The following is a 16,812-nucleotide window of genomic DNA, read 5'->3' as shown; positions in this document are numbered from 1 at the left end:
TACGACAATGAACCCGTGTCGATCATGGACGAAACGGGCGGCGGAGCGGGCGACGACGAGGAAGCCCGTCTGCCGGTGCTCCTGGAGGCCGTCCTCAGTGTCGGCAGCGAGCTCGAGCTGCGGGCCACCCTCCAGCACCTCGTGGAGACCGCCACCGCGCTGACCGGCGCCCGCTACGGGGCGCTCGGGGTCGTCGACCCCGAGCGCCGCCGCATCACCGAGCTGTTCACCTCCGGCATGACCGAGGAGCAGCGGGCCCGGATCGGCCGCCTCCCCGACGGCCACACCGGGCTCCTCGGCGTCCTCGTCCAGGACCCGCGGCCGCTGCGGCTCGCCGACCTGACCGCCGACCCCCGCTCCTCCGGAGTGCCCGAGGGCCACCCCGAGATGCACTCCTTCCTCGGCGTGCCCATCCGCGTCCACACCGAGGTGTTCGGCAACCTCTACCTCACCGACAAGCACGCCGGCCCCTTCACCGAGGAGGACCTGTCCCTCCTCCGCGTCCTCGCATCCCAGGCCGGCATCGCCATCGGCAACGCCCGCCTCTACGAGACGGCCCGTCAGCGCGAGCGCTGGATCGAGGGAGCCGCGGCCGTGACCACCGCGCTGCTCGCCGGCAGGCCCGCCGCGGACGCCCTGACGACCGTCGCCGAGCGGGCCCGGCTGCTCGCCGACGCCTCGGCCGGCGTGGTGCTCCAGCCCACGGAGGAGGGCGGCATGGAGATCGTCGCCGCCTCCACGCCCGACGACCCGGGCGACCTCGTCGGCACCACGATCGCGCCCGGCTCCCCCGTCCTCGTCCAGCTGCTCGGCGGCGAGCCCGTGTTCGTCGAGGACTCGGCGACCGATCCGCGGATGACCACCCATGTGCGCAGCCGCTTCGGGCCCTCGATGATGCTGCCGCTGCAGAGCGGCGGAAAGCTCATCGGCACCCTCGCGCTGCCCCGGCGGCGCGGCGACCGCCCGTACACCGCGGTGGAGCGGCTGCTCGCCTCGCAGTTCGCCTCGCAGGCCGCGCTCGCCCTGGTCCTCGCCGACGCCCAGCACGACCGCGAGCAGCTCGCCGTCTACGAGGACCGCGACCGGATCGCCCGCGACCTGCACGACCTGGTCGTCCAACGCCTCTTCGCCACCGAGATGATGCTGGAGTCGACCCGGCGCCGGGCGGCCGTGCACGAGGTCGACGCGCTGCTCGGCCGCGCGGTCGACGAACTGGACTCCACGATCCAGGAGGTACGGACGACCATCTTCGCGCTGCAGCAGCCGCCCGCCGACGCCCCGACATCCTTCCGCGGCCGGGTGCTGCGCGAGACCGGCGGCGCGGCGGCGCTGCTCGGCTTCCAGCCGTCCGTGCACTTCTCCGGCGCCGTCGACACCCTCGCCGACGAGACCTCGGCCGACGGGCTGCTCGCCGCCCTGCGCGGCGCGCTCGCCTCCGCCCACCGCCGCCCCGGCGTCGGCGCGGTGACGGTGGAGGTGACCGCCGACGAGACGGGCCTGCGGCTGCGCGTCGAGGACGACGGGACCCCGCGGACGACGGTGACCTGGCCCTGAGCCGGGGCCGGGGGCCAGGGCCAGGGTCCCAACGTCCCGGGGCGTAGGGACGGGACCGGGGCCGAGGCCTGGGGCCAGGACGAGGCCCGGGGGCCAGGGCCTGGGGCCGGGGCCTGGGGCCAGGACCGAAGCCCGGGGGCCGGGGCCTGGGGCCAGGACCGAAGCCCGAAGGCCGGGGCCTGGGGCCAGGACCGAAGCCCGGGGCCGCGGCCAGGGCCACGGCCGAGGGCCGAGGGCCGCGGCCGGCACCCCGGGAGCGGCCGGCATCCCGGGAGCGGCGGCCCCGTGAGTCCGCTCGCCGTGCCCGTCCCGTACGGAGTAGTCCCGCGCGCACCCGCGCGGCCGCCGATCTTGACTGAGGAGGTGGACACCGAAGCGAAGATCCCCGCGGCCGCCTACCGCAATCTCCTCATGGCCACCGTCGGCTTCACGCTCACCTTCTGGGCGTGGGACCTGATCGCCCCGCTCGGCAGCTGGTACGGGGACCGGCTCTCGCTCAGCTCGTTCCAGCAGTCGCTGCTCGTCGCCATCCCGGTGCTCGTCGGCTCGCTCGGGCGCATCCCGGCCGGCGCGCTCACCGACCGGTACGGCGCCAAGCTGATGTTCCCGGTCGTGTCGGCCCTCACCATCGTGCCCGTACTGCTCCTGATCCTGGTCAAGGACAGCTACGGCCTGATGCTCGTCGTGGCGTTCCTGCTCGGGCTCGGCGGCACGACGTTCGCCATCGGCATCCCGCTCGTCAACTCCTGGTTCCCGCCCGCCAAGCGCGGCTTCGCGCTCGGAGTCTTCGGCATGGGCATGGGCGGTGTGGCGCTCTCGGGCTACTTCACGCCGCGCATCGCGGAGCACGGCGAGAACCTGCCGTTCGTCGTCGTGGCGGTCGCCCTGGCCGCGTACGCCGTGCTCGCCGCCCTGCTCATCACCGACCGCCCTGACCGGCCCGTCCCGTCCGCGTCCCTCGCCCACCGCCTCGGGCAGGCCGGGCGGCTGCGGGTCACCTGGGAGCTGTCCGCGCTGTACGCGATCGGCTTCGGCGGCATCGTCGCCTTCGGCGTCTACCTGCCGACCTATCTGAAGACCTGGTACGAGCTCGACCCGACCGACGCGGGCACCAAGGCCGCCGGATTCGCCCTGGTGACCGTCGTCTTCCGGCCGGTCGGCGGCTGGCTCTCGGACCGGCTCCACCCGGCCCTGGTGACCGCCGTCGCCCTCGGCGTCGTCGCGCTGTTCGCCATCGTGCAGGCCTTCGACCCGCCGCTGAACCCGGGCGGCACGATCGCCCTGCTCGTCATGGCCGCCGGCCTCGGCACCGCGAGCGGTTCGGTCTTCGCCCTGGTCTCCCAGGTCACCCCGCAGTCGCAGGTCGGCAGCGTCACCGGCATCGTCGGCGCGACGGGCGGCCTCGGCGGCTTCGTCCCGCCCCTGGTCATGGGCGCGATCTACAGCGCCAAGGACTCGTACTCGATCGGCTTCATGCTCCTGTCCGACCTGGCGCTCGCGGGCTGCGTGTACGCGTACGGGCGGATGCGGAACGTCCGTCCGGAGGCCGACACGCCCGCCCCCGAAGTGAGCAAGGTCGCAGTACGCCGTCCCTGACGGCTGGGCAGAATGCGCCCATGAGCGCCCTGTTCCCGGCCTTGAAGGCCCGAGCCGACCGGCCCGCCCTGCGCTTCGGCGCCGACACCCTGACGTACGAGGAACTGGCGCGCGCCGCCGGAGCCCTGGCCCCCCGGCTGGCCGCTGCCGGGCGGGCCGCCGTCTGGGCCACGCCCACGGCCGGGACGGCCGTCGGCGTCGTGGCCGCGCTGCTCGCCGGCGTGCCGGCCGTCCCGCTCAACCCCCGCGTCGGGGAACGGGAACTGGCCCACATCCTCGGCGACAGCGAGCCCGGTGTGGTGCTCGCGGGCGCCGGGGACGAGCTGCCGGCGGGGCTCGCCGGGCTGCCCCGGATCGACGTGGACGTCCGCGCGGCCGGGCCGCTCGCGGAGGAACCGGGCGACCCCGAGACCCCCGCCCTGATCGTGTACACCTCCGGGACGACCGGCCCGCCCAAGGGCGTCGTCCTCTCCCGGCGCGCGATCGCCGCCTCCCTGGACGCGCTCGCGGACGCCTGGGCCTGGACGGACGCCGACGTCCTCGTGCACGGGCTGCCGCTGTTCCACGTCCACGGGCTGGTCCTGGGCGTCCTCGGCCCGCTGCGGCGCGGCGGCGAGCTGCGGCACCTGGGCGGCTTCTCCGTCGAGGGCGTCGCGAAGGAGCTGGGGGACGGCGGCGGCACGATGCTGTTCGGGGTCCCGACCATGTACCACCGGCTCGCGGAGGCGCTCCCCCACGACCCGGCGCTCGCCCGCTCCCTGACGGAGGCCCGGCTGCTCGTCTCCGGCTCGGCGGCGCTCCCCGTGCACGACCACGAGCGGATCCGGGCGGCGACCGGCCGGACGGTGGTCGAGCGCTACGGCATGACCGAAACGCTGATGAACACGTCGGTCCCGGTCGGCGCCGACCCCCGCCCCGGCTCGGTCGGCCTGCCGCTGGCCGGCGTCGGGCTGCGGCTCGCGGAGGAGGACGGCTCGGTCCTCGGCACGACGGCGTACGACGGCGAGACGGTCGGCGAGATCCAGGTGCGCGGCCCGAACCTGTTCACCGCGTACCTCAACCGCCCGGACGCCACGGCGGCCGCCTTCACCGAGGACGGCTGGTTCCGCACCGGCGACATGGCGGTACGGGAGCCCGACGGCTACGTACGGATCGTGGGCCGCAAGGCGACCGACCTCATCAAGAGCGGCGGCTACAAGATCGGCGCCGGTGAGATCGAGAACGCGCTGCTCGACCACCCCCGGGTCCGCGAGGCCGCCGTCACCGGCGCGGCCGACCCGGACCTGGGCGAGCGGATCGTCGCGTGGGTGGTCCCGGCCGACCCGGCCGACCCGCCGGAGCCGGCCGAGCTCGCCGACCACGTCGCCTCGCTCCTCGCCCCGCACAAGCGCCCCCGCGAGGTCCGCTACCTGACGGAACTGCCCCGCAACGACATGGGCAAGGTCCTGAAGAAGGCGCTGCCCGGGGCCGGCCGTGCCTGAGCGGCTCACCGCCCGGGAGGCGGTCGCCCTGGTGGCGGACGACTTCGCCGCGGCGGCCGCGGCGCCGGGCCGGCTCGACCCGCTCGGCTGGCCGGACTACGACGCCTCCCGCGCCCGGGCCGCCGAACGCACCGGCGAGGACGAGTCGGTGCTGTACGGGACGGCGACAGTCGGCGGGCGGGCCTGCGTCCTCGCCGTCTTCGAGTTCGGTTTCCTCGGCGGCTCGCTGGGGCGCGCGGCGGGCGACCGGCTGGTCGCCGCGTACGCGGAGGCCGCCGCACGGCGGCTGCCGCTGGTGTCGTTGGTCGCGACCGGCGGCAGCCGCATGCAGGAGGGCATGATCGCCCTCACCCAGCTCCAGCGCGTCGCCGCCGCCGCGGTCCGCCTCCGCGCGGCGGGCGTCCCCCATGTGACGGTGCTCCGCGACCCCTCCACGGGCGGCGGCTGGGCCACGGTCGGCGCCGGCGCGGACATCGTCCTGGCGCTTCCGTCCGCGCAGGTCGCGTTCGCGGGCTCCCGGGTCCGCCCGGCGCACGCGGACCCCGCCGCCTACACGGCGGAGGACCAGTTCAGCCACGGCCACGTGGACGCGCTCGTCCCGCCGGACCGCCTGCGCGAGGCGCTCTCGCGGTGGCTGCGCCTGCTGTCCCCCGGCCCCTCGGCCGACCTCCCCGCTCCCCCGCCCCGCGCCCTCGGCGGCCGCCGGCTGCCCGGCAGCGGGTGGGACGCCGTACGGCAGGCGAGGGACGCGCTGCGGCCGCGGGCCGGGGCCTACCTGGACGCGTACTTCGAGGTGCGGGCGGCGATCGGCGGGGACCGGGCCGGTGGCGTGGACGCCGGGGTGGAGTGCGGGTTCGGTGTGCACGACGGACGGGTGGTGGCGTACGCCGCGCAGCTCGGCGGGGCGACCCGGCCCGCCGGGTTCCGTACCGTGGCGCGCCTGGTGCGGCTCGCGGACCGGCTCGGGATCCCGGTCCTGACGCTGATCGACACGCCCGGCGCGGCCAACGACGCCGAGGCCGAACGGGCGGGCGCGGGCCCGGCCATCGCGGAGGCCTTCACCGCCATCGCCGAGGCCCGCGCCCCGGTCACCTCGCTGCTCGTCGGCGAGGGCGGATCGGGCGGCGCCCTCGCCCTCGCCGCACCCGGCAACACCTGGGTGACGCCGGACGCCTACTTCTCCGTCATCGCCCCCGAACTCGCCGCCCAGATCCTCAAGCGCCCGCCCTCAGAGGTGCCGTCCACCGCCGACCGGCTCCGCCTGCGTCCTCAGGACCTGGTGGACCTGGGGGTGGTGCGGGGCATCGTCGGGCACGAGGAAGCCCCCTCGGCCTGAACGGCCGAGGGGGCTTCCCCCGTCGCGCGGCGCGTGGCTCAGGAGCCGTCGCCCTGGCAGAGGCTGAAGTCGCCGCAGACGACGACCGTGTGGTCCACCACGGTCACGGTCGGGGCGTCGCCTTCGGGACCGTCCCAGCCATGGGCGAGTGCCGTGCCGGAGCCGGTGAGGACGACGGCGGCGGCCAGGGCTGCCGTGGCGATGAGCTTGCGCATGAAAACCTCCTGAGGAGCGGGGTTGCTCATGTCGGAGCCTGACCTCGGCATGGGACAGCAGCAAGTGCGCGCGCGCTGGCGGGAGTCAGGATGACCCGTTCGGCGGGAGCGTCCGTCAGTTCACGCCCACCGCTCGGATGATCTCCTGGGTGACGCAGCCGCCCCGGTCGTCGCTCGCGCCAGCCCGCAGCGAGACGGACGTCGCGCCGCCCGGGATCCGCAGCTCGCCGCGCCACCGGGAGTCCAGGGCGACGGGGCGCCAGGTCGTGCCCTCGTCGTACGAGACCTCCAGGGTGCCGCCGCCGATGGTGCCGGTGTGCGCGGCGCCCTTCACGTACTCGGCGTGGATCCGGACGGGGATCCGGCCGCCGGCCCGCACGTCGCCCCTGAGGTCGGTGTCCACGTCGAAGCCGAGGTTGATCAGGGGCAGGTAGGTGACCCGGTCGGACGGGGTCTCCGCGGAGCGGAAGGTCCACTCGGCGTGGCCCTTGGTGCCGAGCCGCCAGCGGGCCGGGTCGAGCGCGGTGTCGGTGACGACCTTGTACGCCGCCTCCTCGGCCGGCGCGTCCCAGGCGTAGGCACCGGAGCTCGTCCTGCGGTCGACGCGGGTCCCGTTGACGTACACCTCGGTGTACTGGGTCATCGAGTCGTCGCCCCACACGTTGCCGAAGCCGGTGTGGTCGGGGCCGGAGTCGCCCCAGCCCGGCGTGTTGAACCGCAGGTCGTTGCCGGTGCGCTGCTGGCCCCAGCCGAGGCCGGTGCCGAGCCACGGGTGCCAGACCGGCTCGAACCAGTCCTTCGCGACCCGGCTGCCGCCCCGGTACACGGACCGGCCGCCGCGCTGCTCCAGGGAGTCGCCGAGGTCGACGGACTCGTGCCACTGCTGGCCGGTGCCGGTGGAGACGTACTCGGTGCGCTCGGCCGGGAAGGCGATCCGCTCCTTGAACCCGAGGCCGATCGGGAAGGTGTCGGTGATCGAGTAGCGGAACTCGCCGCCGAGTTCCTTCCGGGCGGTGGGCATGTGGTAGGCGGCGCGGATCGTGGCGATCTCGTCGTCGCCGGGCCGGTAGACGAGTCCGTCGGGCGGGATCGCGCCGGGGTGGCCCTCGGAGAGGTCGTACACGTACGAGGGGTACGCCCTGCCGGTCAGGTCCACGCGCTGTCCGCGCGCGGCGGCCGCGGCCAGGCGGGCGCCGTCGGCGGCGTCGACGGTGGCGACGGGCAGCGGCCGGTCCTCGTAGTCGGCGGTGCCGAACCAGGCGTTCAGCCGGCCGGGGGCGTCGTCGGTGACGAACAGGACCGCGGCGCCCGCGTCCTGCGCGGTCTGCGCGACCTGGACCGGCGAAGGCGCCCCGGCCCGGACCAGGACGGCCCTGCCCTTGACGTCCTTGCCCGCGTACTCGGCCGCGGTCCCGGTGCCGACGTCGACGATGCCGAGCCGCGAGCGGCCCTCGAGCGTGCCCGCGCCGGGCTGGCGGACGACTTCGGACAGCCGTGCGCCGTCGGCGAGCACCTCCAGGCCCGGCTCGCCGAGGCGCCACACGGTGCGGTACTCGAAGGTGCCGGTGGCGGGCCTGCGGGTGGGCGCGGCGAACACCGAGTCGTATCTGACGGGCACGATCACCGCACCGCCGTACTCGGCGCCGTTGGCGTCCCGGTCGAACTCCATCAGGAGCTGCCGGGTCTCGGTGCGCTTGTCGACCTCGGCGCGGATCTCGCGCAGCCGCCGCCCGTCGAGGGTGATCTCGCGGTCGCGGTCGAGGACGACCTCCGGCTCGGTGAGGAAGCCGAGGCCGAGCGAGTCCGCGCCCTTGGAGCCGCGCACGTCGAGGAAGGTGTCGACGCTGTACGTGCCGGGCTTCAGGCGCAGTTCGAGCGTGCCGGACTCCCCGACCGCGGCCGGGAAGGGGTCTTCGCCGGCGGCCAGCTTCTGCACGCCGAGGTACGCGGGCGCGGGGGCGCCGTCGCGGTTCTTGACGTGGACGGTGAGGGTGTAGCGCTCCTCCTCCTTGACCATGCCGAGCGCGGTGTGCGCGACCCGCGCGCCTCCCGTGGTGGCGGTGATCCGGCCGGAGCTGGTGCCGACGGGCGCCTTCGTGCCGTCGCCGGTGACGGTGGTGCTCGCGGTGCCGTGGGCGGGGACGGTGAGGGCGGTGTCGGCGAGGGCGGCGGTGCCCTCGGGCATGCCCTCGACGGCGAGGTCCAGCTCGACCGGCGCGTCGGAGGAGTTGGTGTACGTGACGGTCCTGGTGACCGGCTCGTTCGCCTCGTACGGCCAGGAGTGGAAGCCGAGGTCGGCGGAGCCGGTGGCGGTGACGTCCGCGGTGATCGCGGCGGCCACGTCGACCCGGCCGGCGCCGAGGTCGTAGGCCGGGTCGGAGAGGGGCTTCGACGAGGACATCAGCGCGCTCTTGAGCTGCGCGCCGGTCCAGTCGGGGTGCTTCTCGGCGAGCAGCGCGGCGACGCCGGCGACGTGCGGGGTCGCCATCGACGTGCCGCTCATGGAGGTGTAGAGGCCGCTGCCGGAGACCAGCTGGGAGCGGGCGGCGAGGATGCCGACGCCGGGTGCCGAGAGGTCGGGCTTGAGGGCCTGGTCGCCACGGCGGGGGCCCTTGCTGGTGAAGTAGGCGGCCTCGTCGGCGGGGTCGACGGCGCCGATGGTCAGCGCGGAGTCGGCGGCGCCGGGCGAGCCGATGGAGCCGGGGGCGCCGGAGTTGCCCGCGGCGATGACGAAGAGGGCGCCGGTCTCGGCGGAGAGGGTGTTCACGGCCTGGGCCATGGGGTCGGTGCCGTCGCTGGGCTCCTGGGAGCCGAGGCTCATCGAGACGATCTTCGCGTCGACGTCCTTGGCGGCCCACTCCATGCCGGCGATGATCTGCGACTCGCTGCCGGAGCCCTGGTCGCTGAGGACCTTGCCGACGGCGAGGGTCGCGCCGGGGGCGACGCCCTTCTCCAGCCCGTCCGAACCGGCGCCGCTGCCACCGACGGTGGAGGAGACGTGGGTGCCGTGGCCGTTGCGGTCGGCGACCTCCTGCCCCTCGATGAAGGACTTCGACTCGGCGACCCGGCCCACGAGATCGGGGTGGGTGAGGTCGGCGCCCGTGTCGAGCACGGCGACCTTGACGCCCTTTCCGGTGAGGCCGGCCTCCCACGCCCTGGCCGTGCCGATCTGGGCGTTGGACTGGGCCATGGTGGCCTCGACCCGGCCGTCCAGCCACACCTTGCCGCCCGCGGAGCGGGTGGCGGGCGAGGTGAACGACCGCCAGAACGCGGCCGGGTCGGTCGCCTTCACCGCCGCGCCGCCGATGCTGGGCAGGGCGCGGACGGTCCGCGTGCCGCGCGGTACGGCGGCGCGCGCGCCCTTGCCGTACGTGACGATCAGCGGCAGCTCGTCGGTGAGGCCCTGCCCGACGAGGCCGGTGACGTCGAAGAGCCGCTCGTCCAGGGCGCCGGACGCCAGGTAGGGCCGGGCCTCGTCGGGTATGACGGTGATCCGGTCCCCGGACGTCTCGATGCGTACGGCCCCGGTCGCGCCCTCGGCGCGGTCGACGGTGACGGTCTTCCCGCCGCCTTCGAGGCCGGAGACCGTGACCCGGTCGCCCGTGACGAGCGTGACGGTGGAGCTCTGCGCCCCGGCGGCCTTGAAGGTGTCCGGTACGGCAGGGGCGGCGGTTCCTCCGGCAGCGGCGGTCTGCCCTGCCGAGAGCAGCACCAGGGAGATGCCCGCGGCGAGCAGCCCGGCCCTTCCTCCCACGGAAGGTCTGATCATCGACGCACTCCTCGGCACCCGGGGGAAGGGGTGGTTCCGGGTGTCGCGAGGAGTCTGTTCCGCACGGCGGTGGTTGAGAACGGAACGGCCTGGCGGTTATGTGCCGTGGCGGCCAACCGCCGCCTCAGGCGGTCGGGTTGAGCGCGTCATATCGACGGAAACCCTTCCCGTACAGGGTGAGCAGGCCGATCGCGAGGACGCAGGCGAGTCCGCCGCCGGTGATGGCGACGGCCGGCGAGGTGAGGTCGGCCACCGAGCCCGCCAGGAAGTCGCCGAGCCGCGGGCCGCCGGCGACGACGACGATGAACACGCCCTGGAGCCGGCCGCGCATGTCGTCGGGCGCCGCGACCTGCATCATCGTGTTCCGGAAGATCATCGAGACGGTGTCGGAGTAGCCGGCGAGGGCGAGCAGCAGCAGCCCGAGCCAGAGGTTCCGGGTGAGCCCGAAGAGGGCGATCGCGGTGCCCCAGGCGGCGACGGAGAGCAGGATCGCCTGCCCGTGGTGGCGGATCCGGCCCTGCCAGCCGGAGAGCACCCCGCCGAGCAGCGCGCCGAACGCCGGTGCGGCGACCAGGAGTCCGGTGGTCTTGGCGTCGCCGCCGTACCAGAGCGCGGCGACGGCCGGGAACAGTGCCCGCGGGTGGGCCAGGATCATCGCGCAGAAGTCGGAGAAGAACGTCATGCGCAGATTGGGGCGGGTGGCGAGGAAGCGCAGCCCGTCGAGGACGGAGGCGCGCTTGGTGCCGGTGCGTTCCGGCAGCATCGAGGGCAGCCGCCACATCGCGTAGAGGGAGGCGGAGAAGGCGATCGCGTCGATGAGGTAAGCGGTCTGGTAGCCGGCCAGGCCGACGACGACGCCGCCGAGGCTGGGTCCGACGAGCGTGCCGAAGGTGGTGGTCATGGAGTTGAGCGCGTTGGCGGCGCGCAGCTGCTCGGCGGGCAGCAGGCGCGGGATCATCGAGCTGCGGGCGGGCGCGTTGAGCGCGGCGCAGACCGCCTGCAGGGCGACGATCCCGTAGAGGAACCAGACCTGGTGGAAGCCGGCGAACGCGGCGACGGCCAGGGCGGCGGACAGCACCGCGAGGCCGGTGGAGCTGGCCAGGCCGAGCTTGCGGCGGTCGACGGTGTCGGCGATGGCCCCGCCGTACAGGCCGAAGACGACCAGCGGGACGAGGGTGAAGAGTCCGACGAGACCGACGGCGAACGGCGAGCGGGTGATGTCGTAGACCTGGAGGGAGATGGCGAGGGTCGTCATGCCCTGCCCGATCCAGGTGACGCTGTTGCCGAACCAGAGGCGGCGGTAGTCGGCGGAGGTGCGGAGCGGGGTCAGGTCGGCGAGGAGCCGGCGCTTCGCGGGCTCGGTGTCGGAGGCGGCCGGGGCGCTCACGCGGCGTCGGCCGTGAGGTCGTAGCGCAGTTCCGGGCGGGCCCAGTGGATGCGTCCGGCGGGGCGGACGGTCCCGGTGCGGCGGGCGCCGGTGCGGAGGTAGAACTCCTCGGCGGGCGGGTGGGCGACGACCCGTACCGAGTCGAGGCCGGCGGCGCGGCCCTCGCCGATCATGTGCTCGATGAGCATCCGGCCGATGCCGAGACCCTGGGCGCGGTCGGCGACGAAGGCGAGGTCGAGCTCGGCCTCGTCGAGGAGGAGGGCGTAGAAGCCGAGCACGTGGCCGTCGGCGTCGACGGCGACGTGGACGGGGTGGTGCTCGATGTACGAGCCGCCGACCTGGTAGCCGTCGACCATGGACGCGTACTCGCCCGCGTACGCGGAGGACGTGCGGACGAGCCGGGTGAGCCGCTTGGAGTCGGCGGCGGTGGCGCGCCGCAGGGTGATGTCGGGCATGCCGTGAGTATAGGACCGTAGCGCTGAACCAGTCCTTACATTTAGATGTCGGCCGGGGTCGGCGCACCCAGCCCCGCACCGACGCACTGCGCCACGTCGTCCGGGTCGACGGCGTCGAGCCGTGCGGCCAGGGCGTGCAGCCGGTCCCGCAGCTCCTGGATCTCGGCCAGGTCGAGGCCCGTCGCGGTGGCGATCCCGCGCGGCACGCCGAGGGCCTTCTCCCGGAGCGCGGCGCCGTCGCCGGTGACGCGGACGGTGACGGAACGCTCGTCCTCGGGGCTGCGCCGGCGCTCGACGTAGCCGGCCGCCTCCAGCCGCTTGAGCAGCGGCGACAGGGTGCCGGAGTCGAGCCGGAGCCGTTCACCGATGCCCTTGACGGGCAGCTCGCCGTCCTCCCAGAGCACCAGCATCACCAGGTACTGCGGATAGGTGAGGCCGAGCTCCTTGAGCGCGCCGCGGTAGACGCCGTTGAAGGCGCGGGTGGCGGCGTGCAGGGAGAAGCAGATCTGGTTGTCCAGCCGGAGGAAGTCCTCGCCGGTGCCGGTGGGTCGGTCCATGGCTCCAGGGTACGGGAGACGCGCATCACACCCAATTAAGTTGTGTACAACTTAATGGCACGCTACAAATGAAGCACGGCAGCACCCGCCACCCCGCCCCCGCGAAGAGGAACGGAAGAACCCCATGGACGCGATCTACACCGCAGTCGCCACCGCCAACGGCCGCGAGGGCCGCGCCGTCAGCTCCGACGGCCACCTCGACCTCCCCCTCGCGCACCCCGTGGCCCTCGGCGGCAACGGCCAGGGCACCAACCCCGAGCAGCTCTTCGCCGCCGGGTACGCGGCCTGCTTCGCGAGCGCCATGGGCGTGGTGGCCCGCCAGGAGAAGATCGACGTCTCCGAGGCCTCCGTCACCGCCGAGGTCTCCATCGGCAAGGACGCGGCCGACGGCGGCTTCGGCCTCGCGGTCGTGATGCGCGCCGAGTTCCCGGACCACCTCCAGGGCGAGGCGGGCCGCACCCTGCTGGAGAAGACCCACGCCTTCTGCCCGTACTCGAAGGCCACCCGCGGCAACATCCACGTCGAGCTCGTCGTCGAGTGACCCGTCGGATCCCGGCCGGGCAACACCCCGCCGCGGCAGTGGACTTCTGTTGACAATCGTCCGCCCCTCACCGGCTCTCGCCGGTGGGGGGCGTTCGCTTGTGAGTACTCACGTTCGGCCATGGTGGATTTTCACGTTGGGGCACCGGGGATTCGCCTCGCGTACGACGGGCAGTCATGGGACGGCCGCCGGGCGGTGGTTCGCGAGCGCTCTCCTTGGGGCGCTCGCCGCCGGCCCCGCCGGCCACGCACCCGCACCCACCCGTCCGCTCGCATCCCGGAGGACTACTCCCCCATGGCCGACCTCAATCGCCGCCGGTTCCTGCAACTGGCGGGCGGTACCGCCGCGTTCACCATGCTGTCGGACAGCATCGCCCGCGCCGCGTCCATACCCGCGCAGGGCACGACCGGCACGATCCAGGACATCGAGCACATCGTCGTCCTGATGCAGGAGAATCGTTCCTTCGACCACTATTTCGGTGCGATGAAGGGCGTACGGGGCTTCGGCGACCCGCGCCCGGTCACGCTGCCCAGCGGCAAGTCGGTCTGGAACCAGTCGGACGGCAACAAGATCACCCTCCCCTTCCGGCCCACCAGCGACAACCTCGGCATGGAGTACCTCCAGGGCCTGAACCACGACTGGGCGGGCGGCCAGAAGGCCTACAACGGCGGCAAGTACGACCAGTGGATCCCCGCCAAGACCAAGGCCACCATGGCGTACCTCACCCGTGAGGACATCCCCTTCCACTACGCCCTCGCCGACGCCTTCACCGTCTGCGACGCCTACCACTGCTCGTTCATCGGCGCGACCGACCCCAACCGCTACTACATGTGGACCGGTCACACCGGCAACGACGGCACGGGCGGCGGCCCCGTCCTCAACAACGCCGAGGCGGGCTACGGCTGGAAGACCTACCCCGAGCGCCTGGAGGCGGCCGGGATCTCCTGGAAGGTCTACCAGGACATCGGCGACGGCCTGAACGCCGCCGGCTCGTGGGGCTGGATCAACGACGCCTTCCGCGGCAACTACGGCGACAACTCGCTCCTCTACTTCAACACCTACCGCAACGCCCAGCCCGGCAACCCGCTCTACGACAAGGCCCGCACGGGCACGGACAACAAGAACGGCGAAGGCTACTTCGACCGGCTGCGCGCGGACGTGCAGGCCGGCACGCTGCCCCAGGTCTCCTGGATCGCGGCGCCCGAGGCCTTCTCGGAGCACGCCAACTGGCCCTCCAACTTCGGCGCCTGGTACATCGCGCAGGTCCTGGACGCGCTGACCTCGAACCCGGACGTGTGGGCCCGTACCGCCCTGTTCATCACGTACGACGAGAACGACGGCTTCTTCGACCACGTGGTCCCGCCGTACGCCCCGGGCTCCGCCGCCCAGGGCCTCTCGACGACCCCGACCACGCTCGACTACTTCCCGGGGAAGACCGGCTACGTCGCCGGGCCGTACGGCCTGGGACCGCGCGTCCCCATGATCGTCGTCTCGCCCTGGTCGACCGGCGGCTACACCTGCTCCGAGACCTTCGACCACACGTCGATCCTCCGCTTCATGGAGAACCGCTTCGGCGTGCGCGAGCCGCAGATCTCGCCGTGGCGGCGGGCCGTGTGCGGCGACCTGACCTCGGCCTTCGACTTCACGCGCACCCAGACCGCGCCGGCCGCGCTGCCCCCGACGGACGGCTACTACCCGCCGGACCGCAACCGCCACCCGGACTTCCTGGCCACCGCCCCGGCCGTCGGCACCATGCCCCGCCAGGAACCGGGCTCCAAGCCCACCCGTCCGCTGGCCTACGCCCCCTACGTCGACGGCGCCGCCGACACGTCCGCCGGCACCTTCCGCCTCACCTTCAGCGGCGGCCCGACGGCCGGCGCGCAGTTCTACGTCACGTCCGCGAACCGCACGGACGCCCCGTGGACGTACACGGCCGAGGCCGCCAAGTCCCTCTCGGACACCTGGAACACCAAGTACAGCAAGGGCCTCACCGACCTCACGGTCCACGGCCCCAACGGCTTCCTCCGCCGCTTCCGCTCCCCCGGCAAGACGGCGGTCCCGGAGGTGAAGGCCCGCCACAACGCGACGACGGGCGCTCTGGACCTGACCTTCACCAACGCGGGCGCGTCGACGACGGTGACGATCACCAACGCCTACGGCGGCACGCCCGCGACCGTCTCGGTCCCCCAGGGCGCGACGACCACGCACACGGTCGCCCTCTCGGCCTCCGCCCGCTGGTACGACGTGTCGATCACGTCCGCGTCGAACGCGGACTACCTCCGCCGCCTCGCGGGCCACGTGGAGACGGGCGCTCCGGGCGTGACGGACCCGGCGATCCTGACGTACTGAGCAGGCGCGGCGGGGCGGTCGAGTACGCGTGCTCATCCGCCCCGCCGCGGCCGGGCTGAACTGTCCTCATGAGAACGCACACCGTCGGGCAGGGGGCCGAAGGCACCACTCCCGCGTCCCGCTCAAGCTCGACGTGTCGAGCGCGGCCGCCTACCTCAACGGCGTCCCCCTCCCGCTCCGGGAGTTCACCGCCCCGCTCTTCCGGGTGGACCTCCGCATGCACCTCGCCTGGGGCGTCTGGGCGGGCATGGCGCCCCTGACGCCGGGCCGGTACCTCCTGGAGATCAAGGGCAGCACGGCGGGCGGTTTCCGGGTCGACACGACGTACCACCTCACGGCCGTGAAGCAGCGCCGGGACGTATCGTCGGCCCATGCGGCCAAAGGTGATCCTCTTCGACCTCGGAGACGTGGTCTGCCGGTTCCACCCACAGCGACGCCTGGCCACCCTCGCCGCGGCGTGCGGGGTGAGCCCGGAGGAGGCGGAGAGAACGCTCTACGACTCCGGCCTCGTCGACCGGTGGGACCTCGGCCTGGCCTCGCCTGCGGAGATCCACGCCACCCTGCGGGAGGAGCTGGGCTATCCCGGCGACCTGCCGGCCCTCCACCAGGTCTGGTGCAGCGCCTTCGAGCCCGACCCGCGGATGCTGGCCCTGGTGGACGGGCTCCGCCCGCCGCACCGCACGGCCCTGCTCACCAACAACGACCTGCTGGTCATGGAGGCGCTGCCGGAGGTGCTCCCCGAGGTCGCCTCCCGCTTCGACGCCCTGCTGTTCTCCGGCCTCCTGATGGCCGCCAAGCCCGATTCGGCCGCCTACCACCGGGCCCTGGATCTCGTGGACTGCTCTCCCGGCGAGGCCGTCTTCATCGACGACAAACCCGCCAACGTCGCCGGCGCCGATGCCGCGGGGATCATGGCGATCCACTTCACCGGCGCGGAGGAACTGGGGGCCGCCCTGGACGAACTCCTGGAGCGGTGAACGCGCTCGTACGGTGAGTGCGGCACCCTCCGGGTCGCCCCCGCCGCCGGTCGCCCCCGTCGCGTGACGACGTGGCCGGATCAAGGACCGCTATCGGCCGGACTCGGGGTCGGGAGACGTGCGCCTGTACTCACAGGAGCGGATGTAGGGATCCCCTCCGCCCGCCTGGACGTCCCCGCTCACCCAGAGCTCTCCGCCGTCCAGAAAGAACGGCATGATCCGGTTCTCGTTCTCGTACTTGAGCACCAGGTAGGGCGTCAGGCCGGGATCCTTGTTGATCGCGTGCCACTTCCCTTCGAGCGAGCGACGCGTCACCTCCCTCCCGGGGCCGTCCCACTCGACCGGAACGTCCTTGGCGGAGAAGGTGTAATCGTCACGCAGCCGGATCACCGGGAACGGGGAGCCGCACTCCTCGTTCCCGTCCCAGCGACCGACCAGCTCGGAGTGCCGCACGGCCTTCGGAGTGGCATGGGTGGGGCCGCTCGGCCCGCAAGCGGTCGAGGCGAGCACCGTCAGGGCGGCGGTCGCGAGAGCGGCACCGACGCGGGACACAGGGAACTTCACGGCCATCCGCTTCCTTCGTTCCTACGGGTGA

Annotated in this window: 13 protein-coding genes; 7 read left to right on the top strand and 6 right to left on the bottom strand. The window is 73.6% G+C overall.

Going from position 1 to position 16,812, the window contains the following annotated elements; genetic code table 11:
• The first annotated feature begins 24 nt into the window (after positions 1-24).
• From ACFY8W_RS13385 to ACFY8W_RS13370, 4 genes are all read left to right on the top strand, one after another.
• The gene (locus tag ACFY8W_RS13385; protein ID WP_391105510.1) at positions 25-1,554 is read left to right on the top strand and encodes a GAF domain-containing protein; all 1,530 of its coding nucleotides are present in this window, start codon (positions 25-27) and stop codon (positions 1,552-1,554) included.
• Positions 1,555-1,965: 411 nt separating this feature from the next.
• Positions 1,966-3,150 (top strand): MFS transporter, encoded by a 1,185-nt coding sequence (locus ACFY8W_RS13380; RefSeq protein WP_391105508.1) that lies wholly within the window; start codon positions 1,966-1,968, stop codon positions 3,148-3,150.
• A gap of 20 nt (positions 3,151-3,170) precedes the next feature.
• Entirely contained in the window at positions 3,171-4,631 is a 1,461-nt protein-coding gene (locus ACFY8W_RS13375; RefSeq protein ID WP_391104084.1) for an AMP-binding protein, read from the top strand.
• Complete coding sequence (locus ACFY8W_RS13370) at positions 4,624-5,967, top strand: carboxyl transferase domain-containing protein (RefSeq protein ID WP_391104081.1); 1,344 nt, start codon at positions 4,624-4,626, stop codon at positions 5,965-5,967. The genes ACFY8W_RS13375 and ACFY8W_RS13370 overlap by 8 nt, the downstream gene beginning before the upstream one ends.
• Positions 5,968-6,005: 38 nt before the next feature.
• Here ACFY8W_RS13370 and ACFY8W_RS13365 read toward each other — a convergent pair whose 3' ends face one another.
• The 5 genes from ACFY8W_RS13365 to ACFY8W_RS13345 form a co-directional block, all read right to left on the bottom strand.
• A complete protein-coding gene (locus ACFY8W_RS13365; protein ID WP_391104078.1) occupies positions 6,006-6,182 on the bottom strand; it encodes a hypothetical protein in 177 nt (58 codons plus the stop codon).
• A gap of 115 nt (positions 6,183-6,297) precedes the next feature.
• Positions 6,298-9,951, bottom strand: a complete 3,654-nt coding sequence (locus tag ACFY8W_RS13360; RefSeq protein WP_391104075.1) for a S8 family serine peptidase — start codon at positions 9,949-9,951, stop codon at positions 6,298-6,300.
• Between the two features lie 124 nt (positions 9,952-10,075).
• The gene (locus ACFY8W_RS13355) at positions 10,076-11,338 is read right to left on the bottom strand and encodes an MFS transporter (RefSeq protein WP_391104072.1); all 1,263 of its coding nucleotides are present in this window, start codon (positions 11,336-11,338) and stop codon (positions 10,076-10,078) included.
• Positions 11,335-11,793 (bottom strand): GNAT family N-acetyltransferase, encoded by a 459-nt coding sequence (locus ACFY8W_RS13350; RefSeq protein WP_391104069.1) that lies wholly within the window; start codon positions 11,791-11,793, stop codon positions 11,335-11,337. Before ACFY8W_RS13350 ends, ACFY8W_RS13355 begins: the two co-directional genes overlap by 4 nt.
• Before the next feature lie 41 nt (positions 11,794-11,834).
• Positions 11,835-12,350, bottom strand: a complete 516-nt coding sequence (locus tag ACFY8W_RS13345; protein WP_391104066.1) for a MarR family transcriptional regulator — start codon at positions 12,348-12,350, stop codon at positions 11,835-11,837.
• A 124-nt stretch (positions 12,351-12,474) separates the two neighbouring features.
• Here ACFY8W_RS13345 and ACFY8W_RS13340 point away from each other — a divergent pair, with 124 nt between their 5' ends.
• From ACFY8W_RS13340 to ACFY8W_RS13330, 3 genes are all read left to right on the top strand, one after another.
• Positions 12,475-12,891, top strand: a complete 417-nt coding sequence (locus ACFY8W_RS13340; RefSeq protein ID WP_391104064.1) for an Ohr family peroxiredoxin — start codon at positions 12,475-12,477, stop codon at positions 12,889-12,891.
• Between the two features lie 294 nt (positions 12,892-13,185).
• On the top strand, positions 13,186-15,240 hold the full coding sequence (locus ACFY8W_RS13335; protein ID WP_391104061.1) for a phosphocholine-specific phospholipase C: 2,055 nt from the start codon (positions 13,186-13,188) through the stop codon (positions 15,238-15,240).
• 371 nt (positions 15,241-15,611) lie between these two features.
• Positions 15,612-16,217 carry an HAD-IA family hydrolase gene (locus tag ACFY8W_RS13330; RefSeq protein WP_391104058.1) on the top strand — a complete coding sequence of 202 codons (606 nt, stop codon included), beginning with the start codon at positions 15,612-15,614 and terminating at the stop codon, positions 16,215-16,217.
• 90 nt (positions 16,218-16,307) lie between these two features.
• On the opposite strand, the gene ACFY8W_RS13325 is transcribed toward ACFY8W_RS13330, so the two are convergent.
• Positions 16,308-16,781, bottom strand: coding sequence for a hypothetical protein (locus ACFY8W_RS13325; protein ID WP_391104055.1), 474 nt, complete (start codon positions 16,779-16,781; stop codon positions 16,308-16,310).
• Positions 16,782-16,812: the final 31 nt, after the last annotated feature.

The organism is Streptomyces sp. NPDC012637 (assembly GCF_042954805.1).
In the GTDB taxonomy this organism is placed as follows: Bacteria; Actinomycetota; Actinomycetes; order Streptomycetales; family Streptomycetaceae; genus Streptomyces.
Note: the sequence above shows the minus strand (reverse complement) of the source record. Positions and strands in the feature narration are given on the sequence as shown.

Coding starts and splice junctions, on each gene's coding strand:
- ACFY8W_RS13385 (WP_391105510.1), top strand. CDS start 25: ATGGACGAAACGGGCGGCGGAGCGGGCGACGACGAGGAAGCCCGTCTG.
- ACFY8W_RS13380 (WP_391105508.1), top strand. CDS start 1,966: ATGGCCACCGTCGGCTTCACGCTCACCTTCTGGGCGTGGGACCTGATC.
- ACFY8W_RS13375 (WP_391104084.1), top strand. CDS start 3,171: ATGAGCGCCCTGTTCCCGGCCTTGAAGGCCCGAGCCGACCGGCCCGCC.
- ACFY8W_RS13365 (WP_391104078.1), bottom strand. CDS start 6,182: ATGCGCAAGCTCATCGCCACGGCAGCCCTGGCCGCCGCCGTCGTCCTC.
- ACFY8W_RS13360 (WP_391104075.1), bottom strand. CDS start 9,951: ATGATCAGACCTTCCGTGGGAGGAAGGGCCGGGCTGCTCGCCGCGGGC.
- ACFY8W_RS13350 (WP_391104069.1), bottom strand. CDS start 11,793: ATGCCCGACATCACCCTGCGGCGCGCCACCGCCGCCGACTCCAAGCGG.
- ACFY8W_RS13345 (WP_391104066.1), bottom strand. CDS start 12,350: ATGGACCGACCCACCGGCACCGGCGAGGACTTCCTCCGGCTGGACAAC.
- ACFY8W_RS13340 (WP_391104064.1), top strand. CDS start 12,475: ATGGACGCGATCTACACCGCAGTCGCCACCGCCAACGGCCGCGAGGGC.
- ACFY8W_RS13335 (WP_391104061.1), top strand. CDS start 13,186: ATGGCCGACCTCAATCGCCGCCGGTTCCTGCAACTGGCGGGCGGTACC.
- ACFY8W_RS13330 (WP_391104058.1), top strand. CDS start 15,612: ATGCGGCCAAAGGTGATCCTCTTCGACCTCGGAGACGTGGTCTGCCGG.